Source organism: Vibrio sp. 10N.222.51.C5 (assembly GCF_041474575.1).
In the GTDB taxonomy this organism is placed as follows: domain Bacteria; phylum Pseudomonadota; class Gammaproteobacteria; order Enterobacterales; family Vibrionaceae; genus Vibrio; species Vibrio crassostreae_C.
In genome coordinates this window covers 94,819-107,916 of record NZ_JBFRUJ010000046.1, presented here as the reverse complement: position 1 = coordinate 107,916, position 13,098 = coordinate 94,819, and the positions used below count along the sequence as shown (strand labels likewise).

The window sequence follows — 13,098 nt, the reverse complement described above, 5'->3', positions numbered from 1 at the left end:
ATTGCATTGTTAAAGTGACGTGTAGTTCTCGATGAAATCAAGGCGACGATCGGTGTACTCACCAGAATCCAACATCTTAGATAACCCGCGAAGCGTGTTGTAAGGCTGAGAAACGGCCACCATGTTAATGAGCCAATACGGAATATCGCCACCTGGATCACTCAATACTCGATAAGAGATATGGGTGGTGTTTTCGTCGATTGGTGTCAGGATCCAACTCGCCTCTAATTCAGCCACTCTGATGATTTTTTTATTATTGTTTGGCAGGTAATCAGGCCTACCATGCTGACCAATGGTGACAACCATCGTCTCTGGATCTTGAGTGATGACGTTCTCTACGATAGCTTCACGATCGGCAACTGGCCAAGGTGCCTTGGTATAGGTTTTGGTGATCGTGTGCGCCGCACTAAAATGCTCTATTTCTTCCATGTCATCGATGTTTTCTACCCATTGCGTGCCAACAGAGGTATCGATAAAGAGTGCGATAATAGAAGTGAGGGACGCGTTGATGTCGCCTTCTGCTCGAAATTCTTTAAAGTGACTGCCTTCAATTTTACGGTTATAAACCTCGATGCCTTTTTTATCGCGTGCCAGTGACCAGCCATCGGTGTCTGATGCAAACACCGAAACTGAACAAGCAAGAAGAAGCAAAGTAATAATCTTATTCATCATGTTAATGAGCGCCCTTTCCAGCTGATTTTATTGGTTTTAGATAAGCGGTAACTGTTCAGCACGAGTAGGCTTTGAACACAAATACCGAAGGGTACGGTTAACGCAAATTTTGCGGGAACAAACAGTTCCTTAACCAAAATGAAGTAGGTGACGATCGACACCAAGAGCATCACAGAGCTGACAATGAGCGAATAAGCATGAATGGCAGACATGTCACTGATGAAGGCGTTCGCCGATACCAGCATCAAAAGCGGTCCCGCCCATGCGATGATGTTGGCTTTGATGAAGACTTTTAAAGCTTGTGCTTGCGATTGACAATTCACAATAAGATTCATGTTTTTGGAAAAGCCAGCCCAGATTGAGTTGAAGTCTGAATACATGTGCGTACTCATTAGTTTGTCTGCAAATGCCCAGAAAATCTTAAATCCATTGACCTTCATGACTTTTGCAAAGGCGATGTCTTCCGATATCGCGTTTGCTACTGCGGCGTGTCCACCGACTGCGTCGTAGGATTTTCGGGTAAACAACATCGCCTGACCGTTAGCAATCGCTTCTTCCTTAGTCATGTCGTTCGAGTTTTTAAAGTTCATATAAGATGCGATCGATAGAAAGATGCCCGGCAAGGTCGCTTTTTCTGCCACAGACGCAAAAGTTTGTTTTGGATTAAACGATAAGAGATCAGTTTTTTGTTGGATAGCAAAGTCGATAACGCTCTGTAGCATCGCGGGTGCTGAATCGGTATCTGCATCAATGAAATACACATATTCACCGCTCGCGTTGAGTGCGCCAGCCATACATGCATTGCTCTTACCAAGCCATCCGGTCGGTAACGTTCTACCTGAAATACAGCGCGCGTTAACGTCGAACTTACTGATCAATGCTTCTACTTTTGCACGGGTTGAGTCAGTAGAAAAGTCATCAACAACAATGACTTCAAACTTGTCTTTTGGGTAGCTCTGCTTCAATAGAGAGCCAAGGCTGATTTCAATATTGTCTTCTTCATTTCGCGCAGGAATAATGACGGAAACAGTCGGCCACTCAGTTCTTTTGAACGATATTTTAGGTTCAATGTGAATACGATGGCGCTCTAAGTTCGCAAGTGTGATTAGAAACTTGACGGTAACGATGCAAAGCAAGGTCGTAATAATAGCTAAAATCATAATGACTGTGGTCGGAATAAAGTGATGGAGAGACAGGAAAGAATATAGTGGAGTGTGACCTAACGCACATCTTGTATGTAGGACTTAACCCTTCAAACTGGAATGCGCTTCTGTTAGCGTTTGCCTTGGAAAGATGTGAAACAGTGACTGACAGGCGGTAAAATAAGCATTGTATTCACCAGCGACTCTAGCGATATAATCGAACCCAGAACCGTTACTCAAGATAACGAATGATCATAATCCAATAATAGGTACGCCCGACATGCCCCAACAAAACATCAAATTTATCGCGACTGATATGGATGGCACCTTACTCGATGAGCATGGAAAGCTCGACCCTGAGTTTTTCAATCTTTATGAGCGCTTAGAAGCGCAAGATATTATTTTTGCTGCCGCGTCTGGCCGCCAGTATTACAGCTTGCTAGAAACATTTTCCCCGCTTAAAGATCGCATGATGTTTATTGCTGAAAACGGCACATTAGTGATGCACAAAGGCCAAGAACTTTACAGCTGCTTGCTTGATACCGATGCCATTAAAGAGATCATTAAAGAAGCTCGAGCTATTGAAGGCGCGCATGTGGTGCTATGCGGTAAGAAATCGGCATACATCGAAACCAAAGATGAGCGTGCTCTGGCGGAGATCTCTAAGTACTACCATCGCCGTGAGCAAGTAGAAGACTTACTGGCGGTAGAAGACGATTTCATCAAGGTGGCTATCTGTCACTTCGACGGTTCACAAGAGAAAGTGAACCCAACTATTGATGCCAAATTCGGTGAGAACTACCAAGTGGTTGTAAGCGCAAAAATTTGGTTAGATGTGATGAACGCTGAAGCGTCAAAAGGTGCGGCGATTAAACATCTACAGAACACATTAGGTTTCACTTACGAGCAGACCATGAGCTTTGGTGATTACCTAAATGACTTGGAAATGCTTAAAGAGAGCTACCACTCTTACGCGATGGAAAACGCGCATCCAAAGTTAAAAGAGATCGCGCGTTTTGGAGCGCCAAGTAACGTTGACGCGGGTGTGTTCCAAGTACTTGAGAAGTTGCTAGCGTAACGCTCTTAAGCTAGATTCGATTTTTATCAAAGCCAACTCGTGAAAATGAGTTGGCTTTTTTGTTGGCTGCTGTTGTATTGAGTTAAATTTGAACGAGTGTTCAGCTTGTTGTAGTCTAACCAGAAAGATGGGTATTCACTTTGAATTGGATACGCCTTAGTAACGATATTTGGAATGATTATGAGCAAGAAACTTCAACTTGATATTATTTCTGACGTAATGTGCCCGTGGTGCGTAGTCGGTTACAAAAACTTAGAGCTAGCCGTTGCGGAACTTGGTTTAGAAGACCAGATTGAACTTGAATGGCAGCCGTTTGAGCTTAACCCTGACATGCCGCAAGAGGGCGAAAACCTGCGTGCCCATATCATGAGAAAATACGGTTCTAGCGCAGAAGAGAGCCAACGTTCACGAGAACAGCTTTCGGCTCGCGGCCAAGCGGTTGGTTTCGATTTCAATTTCTATGACAGTATGAGAATGGTCAATTCACGTCATCTACATGTACTTCTCGATTTTGCACTAGCGCACGGCAAACAGACTGAGTTAAAGCTACGCTTCTTTGCTGCTCACTTCACAGAGCAAAAAGACCTGTCCGATCTTGAAGTCATTGCACAAGAGCTTGAAGCGGTTGGCTTAGACTCAACGAAGGCACTGAAGCGCCTAAAGAACACCGACAACTTGAAGCAAATTGAAGCGCAAGAGTTTGAATGGCAACGCATGGGGATCTCTGCGGTTCCTACTGTGGTGTTCAACCGTAAGAGTGCAGTAACGGGCGCGCAGACGGTAGAAACCTACAAGCAGATTCTTCAAGAGCTTATTGCTGAATCATAAACGGATCATTGCTATCAATTAGAGTCTGAATTTCATGGAATCACTGTCACTCGCTCAAGCGCAAAAACTGGTATTGCTTTCGCAAAAGCTGCCGCCTAAGAAGTTGCCACCTAAAAAGCAACGCAATGGGGGCGCTTTGGCGAACACGTTGTCTGCGATTGAAAACCTTGGCTATGTGCAAATTGATACCATCTCTGTGATTCAGCGAGCTCACCACCACACGCTTTGGAATCGCAATCAAGATTACCAACTGAACTATCTTGATAAGCTGTTAGAGCGTCGAGAAGTATTTGAGTATTGGTCGCATGCCGCCGCGTATTTACCCATGCGTGACTTCCGATTCAGCCTACACCGCAAGAATGGCTTTGCGAGCGGTAAGCTCAAGCATTGGTATAAAAAGAATGACGCACTGATGGCTCATGTTCTCAAACGTATTGAGAATGAAGGGCCGTTGATGGCGAAAGATTTTGAAGGGGATAGGCCAAACCCCGGCGGTTGGGGCGGTAAACCGGCCAAGCAAGCATTAGAAACATTGTTCATGCAAGGCGACTTAATGGTGCCAAGCCGAGTTAACTTTCATAAGGTGTATGACCTAACCGAGCGAGTTTTACCGAGCGGAATTGATACCTCTGAGCCGACAGAACAAGAGTACATCGAGCATCTGATAACACGTTATTTAGAGGCTAACGGAGTTGGAATAGCGTCGGAAATGAGCTACCTACTCAAGAACACAAAGCCTTTGATTCAGAGAGCACTCCAACAGATGCTTGAAGATAAGCAGGTTCTGAAAGTAGATATTCAAGGCTCTGATTACTATGTCCTGCCAGGTGCTTTTGAACTGCTGAATCAACCTCTTTCCAGAACCAAGCTTAAGATACTGTCTCCGTTTGATAACCTGCTGATTCAACGAAAGCGAATGCAATCATTGTTCAACTTTGATTACCTCCTAGAATGCTATGTTCCAGAGGCCAAGCGTCAGTTTGGTTATTTTAGCTTACCGATTCTGTGGCAAGGTGAGCTGGTGGCACGAATGGATTGCAAGGTCGACAGGAAGAGTGGTTTGCTCAATATCCGTAACTTGGTTGTGGAAGAGCGAATTAAAAACCATGAGTCGTTGGTTCATGCTTTATGCGATGAACTAAAACACTTCATGGTGTTCAACCAATGTGATGAGATGATCGTCCATAACACCACGCCCTCTGATCTTGGCAAGCGCTTGATGAGCCAATGGCAAACAGTCTAGCGGTCTTTGTTGTTTAGAAAGCGGTTAGTTACTCAGCAAACGCAGCTAACAAGAACTCGACAAAGGTTCTGTTCTTCAACGACAGTTGCTTGGTTTTGTAGAGCAAGTGAATCGGCTTTGGTAACGGCGCCATGCCGGGTAGGATTTCCAACAGCGCTCCACGATCAATCTCTTCTGCGACTAAGATAGTCGGTTGCAACAACACGCCCACACCCTGCAGGGCGGCATACCGCAACACATCACCATTATTCGACATCAAGCGCACACGTTCTTTATTCGGTGTGGCGTGAGGAGCTTGGCTGCTGTAACTGAATCCAAGCGATGGGTGTTGTGCCAAGTCTTCCAATACTCTGATTTCAGCATGTTGGTTTAGGTAAGCGGGCGCCGCGCAGTAACACATCTCATAATCCCCTAAATACCTTGCGACCAAGCTTGAATCGGATAGGTCACCAATTCGCACAATCAGGTCAATGTCAGATGAATAAGGATCAACAAGGTCATTATTCAACATCAGCTCAACGTTAATGGTTGGGTGATGCGCGAGAAACTTAGCTACGATAGGGGCGAGTACCTTGTTTCCATAGGTGACAGGGCAGTTGATTTTTACCGTGCCTTGTGGTTGATTTTCCAAGGTCTGAATCAGGTTCTCTGCATTGCTGATGTCTTCGAGAATTCGCTTACACTCACGATAGTAAAGTTGTCCTGAATCGGTTAACGATTGCTTACGCGTGGTGCGGTGGATCAGCTGAGACTTCAAACTGGCTTCTAAGGAATGGACATGTTTGCTTATCATAGTCGCCGACAGGTTGAAGTGGTTTGCGGCGCTGCGAAAGCTACCTTGTTCCACCACATAGACGAAGACTTTCATGCTGGTTAACTTATCCATTGAACACTCTTGGTTGATAAACAATAAACAAAAGGTGAGTTTATCAATTATTAGGGGTTAATTATATTAATGGCAAACCGATAATTAACTAAAATAAGAGTGTGCAATGCCTCAAACGAATGAAACTATCTTTGTTACTGCCGAACTTAAGATCAAAACCAACATAGAACGAGCAGCTGCGCTCGAAGCTATCGAACAGTTTTGTTTAGACATGCAAAGCGAACCGGGCTGCCTACAAGCAATTGCAACCTATGATCAAAGCCAAAGCGATCGTGTGATCTTGCTTGAGCAATACGTAAACCGCGAGGCGATCAATCAGCACTTTGTGATGCCTCATACCCAAGCGTTTATTGAGCGTGATATTACCGAGTTGGTTCAAGCATTCGAAACGCAACGTGGGCCTATCAAAGCACAAGAGCAGGAGATCTAAGACATGAAATGGGGAATCCTAGGAACCAGCTTTATCTCAGGCGTAATGGCGGATGCGATTAAAGGCGATGCTCAAAGTGAGCTGTATGCTGTTGCTGGACGCACAGAGAAAACACTCAATGAGTTTGCTGCCCAATACCAGCCAACACGAACCTTCAACAACTATGAAGCCTTGATTGAAGATGAGTCGGTCGACATTATCTACATTGCTCTACCAAACCACGTTCATCATGAGTATGTGATTAAAGCGGCTCAAAAAGGCAAAGCGATCTTGTGTGAGAAGTCTTTGTCGGTAGATATGGAAAAAACCGAGCAAGCTTTACTAGCCGTGAAAGAAGCGGGCGTATTCTTTGCTGAAGGTTTGATGTATTTAAACCATCCACTTATCACCAAGCTTCATCAAGAACTGGCAACTGGTGAGATTGGCGAAGTGCGTTCAATTCAAGGTTCCTACGTTGCGGCGATTGATCAGTTCGTGAATCCTGCGAGCAAAGGCGCGCTATACAACCTTGGCTGTTACCCAATGTCGCTGATTCACTCTGTCGCGCAACACCAGTTTGGTGAGAGTGTGTTTGATGATGTGCAGATCTCAGCCATTGGCCGACGTGGTCAAGATGGTAACATCTGCGAGTCATCGGCAATGATGCGTTTCAACGAGCGTTTTACCGCGCAAATCCACACCGCAGAAGACCACGGCTTAAAGCATGGTTTTACGATTATAGGTAGTAAAGGCTGCATCACACTCGACACCAACCCATGGCTACCGACCGAAGAAAATACGTGTACGGTAGAGATCTATGAAACGTCGAAACGTGAAGTGAAAGTCGAAGCGCAAGGCGATGGCTTCCATTATCAAGTGCGTAATATTCGCCAAGCGGTTGAGCGAGGTGACACACAACTTGCTGCGCCAATGGCAACTCATCAAGACTCTCGCGTAATCATGAAGTTATTAACTGATTGGGAACAAGCGGCGAGCTAATGTTTTAGTAAATTCTATACTCGTCTCATGTTTGATCGCCTCGTAAGCTATCAAACATGAGGCGTTTCCTCTATATCTTCCAGTCGACTCTCCCCAATAAATACTTTGCATTTGAAACCGCCACAGTGTCCAATATCAGCTAGTACGAAACTGACCGAAAAACCTTATTTTTTAAGGTGTTAAATAGGACCTTTGCCGCATGCGTAAATCAGATAAGAAAATCGAGAATCAAATCAGAGACGTGTTAACTGACGTTTGTGAAGACACGCTGAAAGGCTTCGATGGTTTTTTATGGGTGACTCACTCGGTCAACTTCTCATCTTTTCCGCAAAGTTTGAAAATTGTCTGTGTATTCGATACCAATCAGGATAGAACGAACTTCTTAAGTGGCGAAGGTCAACAGAGTGTCTCAGGGGCTATTCAACAAGCGTTCAATCAAGTTGGAATTCAACTGAAGAATATCGATAAGCATGTTAGCTACGATACGCAAGAAAATTGCGATCGCGACCATCAAGGGAAGTGGAACAAGAGGCTTTAAGGAGCGTTGTCATCGTTCTTGTTTAGACAGCCTATCCAAATTGAGTTTCAATAGTGTGGCGCTCAAACTGAGATTCGATACAGCAAATCCAAGTCCTATTCTGAGTTCTAGGCTCTGATAACTTCTCATCTTCCAAACCGTATTATTCTCATTTTGAGAAAATCTGAGCTGATTTCTCGTTAGCCGGAGATACTTGGTTTCCAAATAAAATTAAAATCACAAAAACTTATATTTTCCTTAATGCATTGATTTTGAATCGGCATTTGCTCGTTTTACTTGCCACCGATGAAACAAGACAGACGAGCACTTGAACAATAGAGCCATGTAGTCGATACTTTTTTCGTATTTTGATTCCTAAATTGACACGTAAGTTGGCTGACTTTTCGTTTTGTGATTTAAGGCATGACAGTATCGATTAGGAAATTTGAATCATGAAAACCTACATTTCTGGGCTGCTCGCACTCATACCGTCATGTTTAATCGCTGGTTACGCTTTTGCTGTTGGTACAGCGGTTGTGATGCCAGGGCAACATGAAGTTGGTGTTGATCTTTTGGGCTCCCCACTATCTACGAATGCCGTCATTGATTGGGAAATTTCCAACAGTGATATTGTGTTCGGAGCTTATGCCGACAAAGCCGACAATGAGCGGGCCACGACAATTGGTTATATGTACAACCAAGTCATGGCGATGAACTCGGGTTGGTTGGAGAACGATCTCCGTAACCAAGCTGAGTTAGAAGGCCTCAATTTCGAAGACTATTTCCTGCACTTTTCTGAAGATACTGTCATTGCCGAAGTTGATAAAACTCATGGTGAAAAGACCCTTTTAAACCGAAAACCTATGATCTTGGGTTATACAGCCAGTGAAGACCATGCTGGTTTTTGGTTGTATCAAGAGCCTCCGTGGGATGCCGATGTGTTTGAGAATTTCGAACAGGGTGGGGCTTTGTATGTCTATCATGCTGAACAGTTCGAACGGCTGACCTTTAAGTTCTCACAGTTTGCTGGCAGCGGTGAATTTTGGATTGAATACCCAACTGCTATTGATTCTCAGGGTAGGGTTTCACAATGGGAAAGGCTTGATGTAAAGAAAGACAAAACGCTCAATATGACCAAAAACCAATCGGTGATCTGGAACCTTCCGGATAACTGGTTAAGAGCTACAACTCATGATGGGAGCGGTGCGAGTTATGGCGGCGGCCAGTATTTTGGTTCAACCTTTTTGAGAGATGGTGGGCGCTTATACGTTGTGAGAGTTCGTTGGCAAAGTGAGAATGCCGACGACAGGCCGCGTTTAAAAGAAGTAAAACTCAAAAACAGTTTTCCAACCGTCAAGTTAACCGATGCTCCGACTTCAACCCCGGACCGCAATGCTATCAGCCAATGGCGAAAAATCCGTGGTTTTGATGTGTCTGCAGATCTAGATGGTGATAACTACTTGTCGCCAAGCGAGTATCGAAATCGAACCAATAAGAACGCGACAGCACGTTTTCGTTGGGAATCAAGAGTGGTGCCATTTGGTCGAATGTGGAGCGCTAACTCATCTTGGTCGCTAACGAACGTCGCAAACGCGGATTATCTATCTGCTATTCATCGCTACTACAAGCAAAGCTGGGCAAGACAAGGTTTGAATGGTGCGTACAACGACGACACAAATAAACTCATTGGCTCGAACCAGTTCTATGTTCACTCTGGCGGGCATGTTCAAGAGTTAGGAGCTGTTGCGGGTTCGAATCAAGCGGATGATCTCTACAAGCAACAATTTTCAGCGTTTCTCAAAAATCTTTCTGCTTTAGAAAGTGATGCGTCGATTGGGTTGAATATCGGAACCGCGAACTTACTGGGTCGAAATGGACAGTCTCATCTTAGCGAGGCGGGCTCTCTGTATTTACGCGAGCACTACATTTTTCCGTCTACTGGGTTTAGTGGTTACTCGGGGATCTCAAAATTCTGGGATAATTCTGCGCTCGCCTACAATGGGCAAAGTGTTATTTTTCAGGCGACAACGCGTTATGGGCGAGTTCAGTATCTTGGAAATAGTGAAGATAATTGGAAGCAAGACCAATACTCGACCCTAGCGATCTACCACCTCAATCGACACGCTCAACATAGCTACTTTAATCAGTGGAACAATGGTTACGTCTATGGAAGTGGCAATACGACGGCTGACACTTTCTGGCAAAGTGGTGTCCCTAAAAACATCGCCTACCAACCCAGTTCGTTATTGGCCGTTGACTTGGGAGAGCCGAGTCATCAAATCCCACATGGCTTTGCGCCGATTCCTTTGATGCTTTCGACAACGACACCTCAGCCTGCTGACTACACCATCGTTGGCGATTCCTCGATGAACGAAATGGTGCATGCTGATCTGCCCAATGGTATCACTCACGTTCTACCGACGTTCACGTACTTTATGTATCAATCTGAAAATCAGGTGGTTGCTGGTGGCCCTGAGGACATGGTGTTAGCGAGAGAGTTCAGCAATGGTCGTGTGTTGTATCGCACGGATTTCCACGGTAAGAATCCGAGCTTTTATGACGCGGCAAAACTCACCATCGCGCTGGATGTTCCAATGAAACCTGTTGATGCTAACGGTAACGTTGGTGACTATGTGAGTGAAATAGAAATTGGCGTTTATGAAGGGCTGTTCTTACTTTATTAGAACTAATGCGAGTGAGCACTCTCGAACCAGAGCAGACTAGAGCTTAGGTTCGGGATATGAGCTTATTCTTTTTACACTGCTTAAATTCTTTGGCGATCCACGATTGCTCGTTTAAACCATTGTCGATTAGAGCAAAAAGGTAGCCATCGACTTTGCTTGAAGCCGCAGGATATTCTTGAAAAGCGTGCTTAGGGTAGCCGGGGTAATCTGTCTCGTATTGAGCGTCTAACTGCTTACCGAGTTGACGCCATTTTACGAATAACTCAGAAGAAGACGTCTCAACCTTATATTGCCCCAAAATGCGTTGGTGATGGGTTAACGCCACTTTAGCGCAGTGGTTGGTCTGTACGACTTTTTGTATCAATTCAACTTGTTCTTCACTCATGGTTTTCGCCAGTACATTCTCTTGTTCGATGCGCGCCATTCGCTCACCAAACGTTTCAGCATGGATGGGAAACACAAAAGTAAGCGGTAAAGCCAATACCAAAAGACGCTTGTAGAACATAACCAAACTCGTTAGAAGGATTCGCGGCTATTATGCCGCCCGCCGCCAATATTATTAATGAATATAAACGCTTAATTGTAAGAATTATTTTTGTCGAGTAGATAAACAGATGATTTTGGAGTGGTGGTATTCAGGCTCTGAATGTTTGGTTGGTGAGCCTGAAATTTGATGAGGGATCCGTTACGAATTAATGACCTTGATGCCTTTGTCTTGAAGCTCATCAATCACACTACTCGAAAGATCAATGTCGGTGATCACGCCATCAAGCGCACTTAAATCTAAGGCGTGGAAAGTAGCGATACGTCCGTATTTGGTTGAGTCTGAAATCAGATAGTTTGAATGAGCTGCTTGAACAATGGCTTGTTTGACTAATACCTTATTTTCACAAGGTGTCGAGAGCCCTTTTAGATTCCAAGATGAAGAAGAGATAAACGCAATATCAATATTCATCCCTGCCAAGAACTCAGCTACTTTTCCCCCAATACTCGATTGATTTTCACGGTCAATCTTGCCACCAGTATGGTAAATCTCAGATTGTGTGCTGTTCATTAGGTATGCGGCAATCGCGAAGTCATTGGTGATGATAAGCAGATCATCTCGCCCTGCAAGTTGGTGAGCGATCTCCAAAGAGGTTGTTCCAGCGTCTAAGTAGATAGTCGAATACTCAGGAACCAATTGAGCAGCTAGTTGACCTATTTGAGCTTTTTCGCTTGCTTGCTGTTCTACCTTGATGTCGTGTGACAATTCGCTGTGAAGTGCTTTAGTCAGCTGAACGCCACCCGAAACTGAAATCACTTTCCCTGATGTCTCTAGCTTTACGATATCTCGACGAATAGTCATATGAGACACCTCTAAGTGCTCAACAAGCTCAGAAATACTGATCACTTCTTGGTGTGATAATAGTGACAAAATGGTTCTCTGACGTTCCGCTGGAATCATGATTCTTCTTCTATGTTCTTATTTTTCATCATCCTATCAATCTTTGGTTGTTTTGTGAATATCTGTGAATATCTGTTGTGAAATAGCAATTAGAACTGTGATTGATGCCGAAATTACCCTTATCTAATGCCTCTAAAGGGTTAAATTACTCATTAATGTTAACTTTTGTTAAATGTGTGACTTGTCACTAAGTCGCATTCGATTGCTTCACATATAATCACAAACATAAACAAGAATTAACAAATCTAGAATTCAATAATTACGTGAAAGGCATCTTGCTATGAAAGAAGTTCAATCTGTTGGTGTTATCGGTTTAGGTTCTATGGGCATGGGCGCAGCGAAGTCATGCGTGCGTGCAGGCCTTGATGTATATGGTTTCGATTTGAATCCGCAAGCGCTTGAAAACTTGGGTGAATATGGCGCAAAAGCGGTGTCTACAAGCGCGGTTGAGTTTGCAGGCAAACTTGATTCTGTTTTGATATTAGTTGTGAATGCTGCTCAAGTTAACACGGTACTGTTTAAGACTGGTCTTGCGGCGGCACTAAGACCTAATACACCGATTATGGTATCGGCGACGATTTCCGCGGAAGACGCAAAACAAATCGAAGCTCAGTTATCTGAGTACGGTCTTGTGATGCTTGATGCTCCCGTTTCAGGTGGTGCAGTAAAAGCAGAAGCCGGTGAAATGACCATTATGGCTTCAGGCGCAGTAAGTACATTTGAAGCTCTGGCTCCTGTACTCGATGCAACTGCAGCAAAAGTCTACAACATTGGCGAAGCGGTTGGACTTGGCGCGACTGTGAAGATTATTCACCAGTTACTTGCAGGTGTTCACATTGCTGCAGGCGCGGAAGCGATGGCATTAGCGGCACGCGCAAACATCCCTCTAGATCTTATGTACGACGTAGTGACCAATGCTGCGGGCAATTCTTGGATGTTTGAGAACCGTATGAAGCACGTAGTGGATGGCGACTACTCTCCAAAATCTATGGTCGATATCTTTGTTAAAGACCTCAATCTAGTATCCGATACGGCTCAGGATCTTAAATTCCCACTTCCGCTATCCAGTGCAGCACTGAATATGTTTGTGAGCGCAAGCAATGCTGGCTTTGGACAAGAAGATGACAGCGCCGTTATTAAGGTATTCCAAGGTATTGATCTACCGGGTGTGAATACACCAAAAGTGGAGAAGTAAT

The 13,098-nt window shown here is 44.5% G+C and carries 13 protein-coding genes; 8 read left to right on the top strand and 5 right to left on the bottom strand.

Annotation, left to right across the window (positions count from 1 at the left end; all coding sequences use genetic code 11):
• Positions 1 to 9: 9 nt before the first annotated feature.
• Together AB4558_RS14795 and AB4558_RS14790 are read right to left on the bottom strand one after the other, a co-directional pair.
• On the bottom strand, positions 10 to 672 hold the full coding sequence (locus AB4558_RS14795) for an START domain-containing protein (RefSeq protein WP_017069715.1): 663 nt from the start codon (positions 670 to 672) through the stop codon (positions 10 to 12).
• Positions 669 to 1,832 carry a glycosyltransferase family 2 protein gene (locus AB4558_RS14790; protein ID WP_017064013.1) on the bottom strand — a complete coding sequence of 388 codons (1,164 nt, stop codon included), beginning with the start codon at positions 1,830 to 1,832 and terminating at the stop codon, positions 669 to 671. The genes AB4558_RS14795 and AB4558_RS14790 overlap by 4 nt, the downstream gene beginning before the upstream one ends.
• Positions 1,833 to 2,094: 262 nt before the next feature.
• On the opposite strand from AB4558_RS14790, the gene AB4558_RS14785 reads away from it, so the two are divergent.
• The 3 genes from AB4558_RS14785 to AB4558_RS14775 all read left to right on the top strand — a co-directional run bounded on the left by AB4558_RS14785 (position 2,095) and on the right by AB4558_RS14775 (position 4,963).
• Positions 2,095 to 2,892 (top strand): Cof-type HAD-IIB family hydrolase, encoded by a 798-nt coding sequence (locus AB4558_RS14785; RefSeq protein WP_017069716.1) that lies wholly within the window; start codon positions 2,095 to 2,097, stop codon positions 2,890 to 2,892.
• Positions 2,893 to 3,072: 180 nt separating this feature from the next.
• Entirely contained in the window at positions 3,073 to 3,720 is a 648-nt protein-coding gene (locus tag AB4558_RS14780) for a DsbA family oxidoreductase (protein ID WP_017060931.1), read from the top strand.
• Between the two features lie 34 nt (positions 3,721 to 3,754).
• The gene (locus AB4558_RS14775) at positions 3,755 to 4,963 is read left to right on the top strand and encodes a winged helix-turn-helix domain-containing protein (protein ID WP_372158891.1); all 1,209 of its coding nucleotides are present in this window, start codon (positions 3,755 to 3,757) and stop codon (positions 4,961 to 4,963) included.
• A gap of 28 nt (positions 4,964 to 4,991) precedes the next feature.
• Here AB4558_RS14775 and AB4558_RS14770 read toward each other — a convergent pair whose 3' ends face one another.
• Entirely contained in the window at positions 4,992 to 5,849 is an 858-nt protein-coding gene (locus tag AB4558_RS14770; RefSeq protein ID WP_017069718.1) for a LysR substrate-binding domain-containing protein, read from the bottom strand.
• Positions 5,850 to 5,955: 106 nt separating this feature from the next.
• Here AB4558_RS14770 and AB4558_RS14765 point away from each other — a divergent pair, with 106 nt between their 5' ends.
• The 4 genes from AB4558_RS14765 (at position 5,956) to AB4558_RS14750 (ending at position 10,458) form a co-directional block, all read left to right on the top strand.
• Positions 5,956 to 6,279 (top strand): putative quinol monooxygenase, encoded by a 324-nt coding sequence (locus AB4558_RS14765; protein WP_229648088.1) that lies wholly within the window; start codon positions 5,956 to 5,958, stop codon positions 6,277 to 6,279.
• Between the two features lie 3 nt (positions 6,280 to 6,282).
• On the top strand, positions 6,283 to 7,257 hold the full coding sequence (locus AB4558_RS14760) for a Gfo/Idh/MocA family protein (protein ID WP_372111714.1): 975 nt from the start codon (positions 6,283 to 6,285) through the stop codon (positions 7,255 to 7,257).
• 199 nt (positions 7,258 to 7,456) lie between these two features.
• Positions 7,457 to 7,795: a hypothetical protein gene (locus AB4558_RS14755; protein WP_017060926.1), complete on the top strand. Its 339-nt coding sequence runs from the start codon at positions 7,457 to 7,459 to the stop codon at positions 7,793 to 7,795.
• Between the two features lie 431 nt (positions 7,796 to 8,226).
• Positions 8,227 to 10,458 (top strand): hypothetical protein, encoded by a 2,232-nt coding sequence (locus tag AB4558_RS14750; protein WP_372158890.1) that lies wholly within the window; start codon positions 8,227 to 8,229, stop codon positions 10,456 to 10,458.
• 43 nt (positions 10,459 to 10,501) lie between these two features.
• Here the strand turns inward: AB4558_RS14750 and AB4558_RS14745 are convergent, their stop codons facing one another.
• Positions 10,502 to 10,963: a hypothetical protein gene (locus AB4558_RS14745; RefSeq protein ID WP_017060924.1), complete on the bottom strand. Its 462-nt coding sequence runs from the start codon at positions 10,961 to 10,963 to the stop codon at positions 10,502 to 10,504.
• A 180-nt stretch (positions 10,964 to 11,143) separates the two neighbouring features.
• Complete coding sequence (locus tag AB4558_RS14740; protein WP_017072299.1) at positions 11,144 to 11,902, bottom strand: DeoR/GlpR family DNA-binding transcription regulator; 759 nt, start codon at positions 11,900 to 11,902, stop codon at positions 11,144 to 11,146.
• A 280-nt stretch (positions 11,903 to 12,182) separates the two neighbouring features.
• Between AB4558_RS14740 and ltnD the strand changes: the two genes are divergently transcribed.
• Positions 12,183 to 13,097 carry an L-threonate dehydrogenase gene (ltnD, locus tag AB4558_RS14735; protein WP_372158889.1) on the top strand — a complete coding sequence of 305 codons (915 nt, stop codon included), beginning with the start codon at positions 12,183 to 12,185 and terminating at the stop codon, positions 13,095 to 13,097.
• Position 13,098: the final 1 nt, after the last annotated feature.

What these genes read in the sequence shown, in the direction of transcription:
- AB4558_RS14750 (WP_372158890.1), top strand. Translation starts at nt 8,227, where the DNA reads ATGAAAACCTACATTTCTGGGCTGCTCGCACTCATACCGTCATGTTTA.
- AB4558_RS14785 (WP_017069716.1), top strand. Translation starts at nt 2,095, where the DNA reads ATGCCCCAACAAAACATCAAATTTATCGCGACTGATATGGATGGCACC.
- AB4558_RS14790 (WP_017064013.1), bottom strand. Translation starts at nt 1,832, where the DNA reads ATGATTTTAGCTATTATTACGACCTTGCTTTGCATCGTTACCGTCAAG.
- AB4558_RS14765 (WP_229648088.1), top strand. Translation starts at nt 5,956, where the DNA reads ATGCCTCAAACGAATGAAACTATCTTTGTTACTGCCGAACTTAAGATC.
- AB4558_RS14780 (WP_017060931.1), top strand. Translation starts at nt 3,073, where the DNA reads ATGAGCAAGAAACTTCAACTTGATATTATTTCTGACGTAATGTGCCCG.
- AB4558_RS14775 (WP_372158891.1), top strand. Translation starts at nt 3,755, where the DNA reads ATGGAATCACTGTCACTCGCTCAAGCGCAAAAACTGGTATTGCTTTCG.
- AB4558_RS14760 (WP_372111714.1), top strand. Translation starts at nt 6,283, where the DNA reads ATGAAATGGGGAATCCTAGGAACCAGCTTTATCTCAGGCGTAATGGCG.
- ltnD (WP_372158889.1), top strand. Translation starts at nt 12,183, where the DNA reads ATGAAAGAAGTTCAATCTGTTGGTGTTATCGGTTTAGGTTCTATGGGC.
- AB4558_RS14795 (WP_017069715.1), bottom strand. Translation starts at nt 672, where the DNA reads ATGATGAATAAGATTATTACTTTGCTTCTTCTTGCTTGTTCAGTTTCG.
- AB4558_RS14755 (WP_017060926.1), top strand. Translation starts at nt 7,457, where the DNA reads ATGCGTAAATCAGATAAGAAAATCGAGAATCAAATCAGAGACGTGTTA.
- AB4558_RS14740 (WP_017072299.1), bottom strand. Translation starts at nt 11,902, where the DNA reads ATGATTCCAGCGGAACGTCAGAGAACCATTTTGTCACTATTATCACAC.
- AB4558_RS14770 (WP_017069718.1), bottom strand. Translation starts at nt 5,849, where the DNA reads ATGGATAAGTTAACCAGCATGAAAGTCTTCGTCTATGTGGTGGAACAA.
- AB4558_RS14745 (WP_017060924.1), bottom strand. Translation starts at nt 10,963, where the DNA reads ATGTTCTACAAGCGTCTTTTGGTATTGGCTTTACCGCTTACTTTTGTG.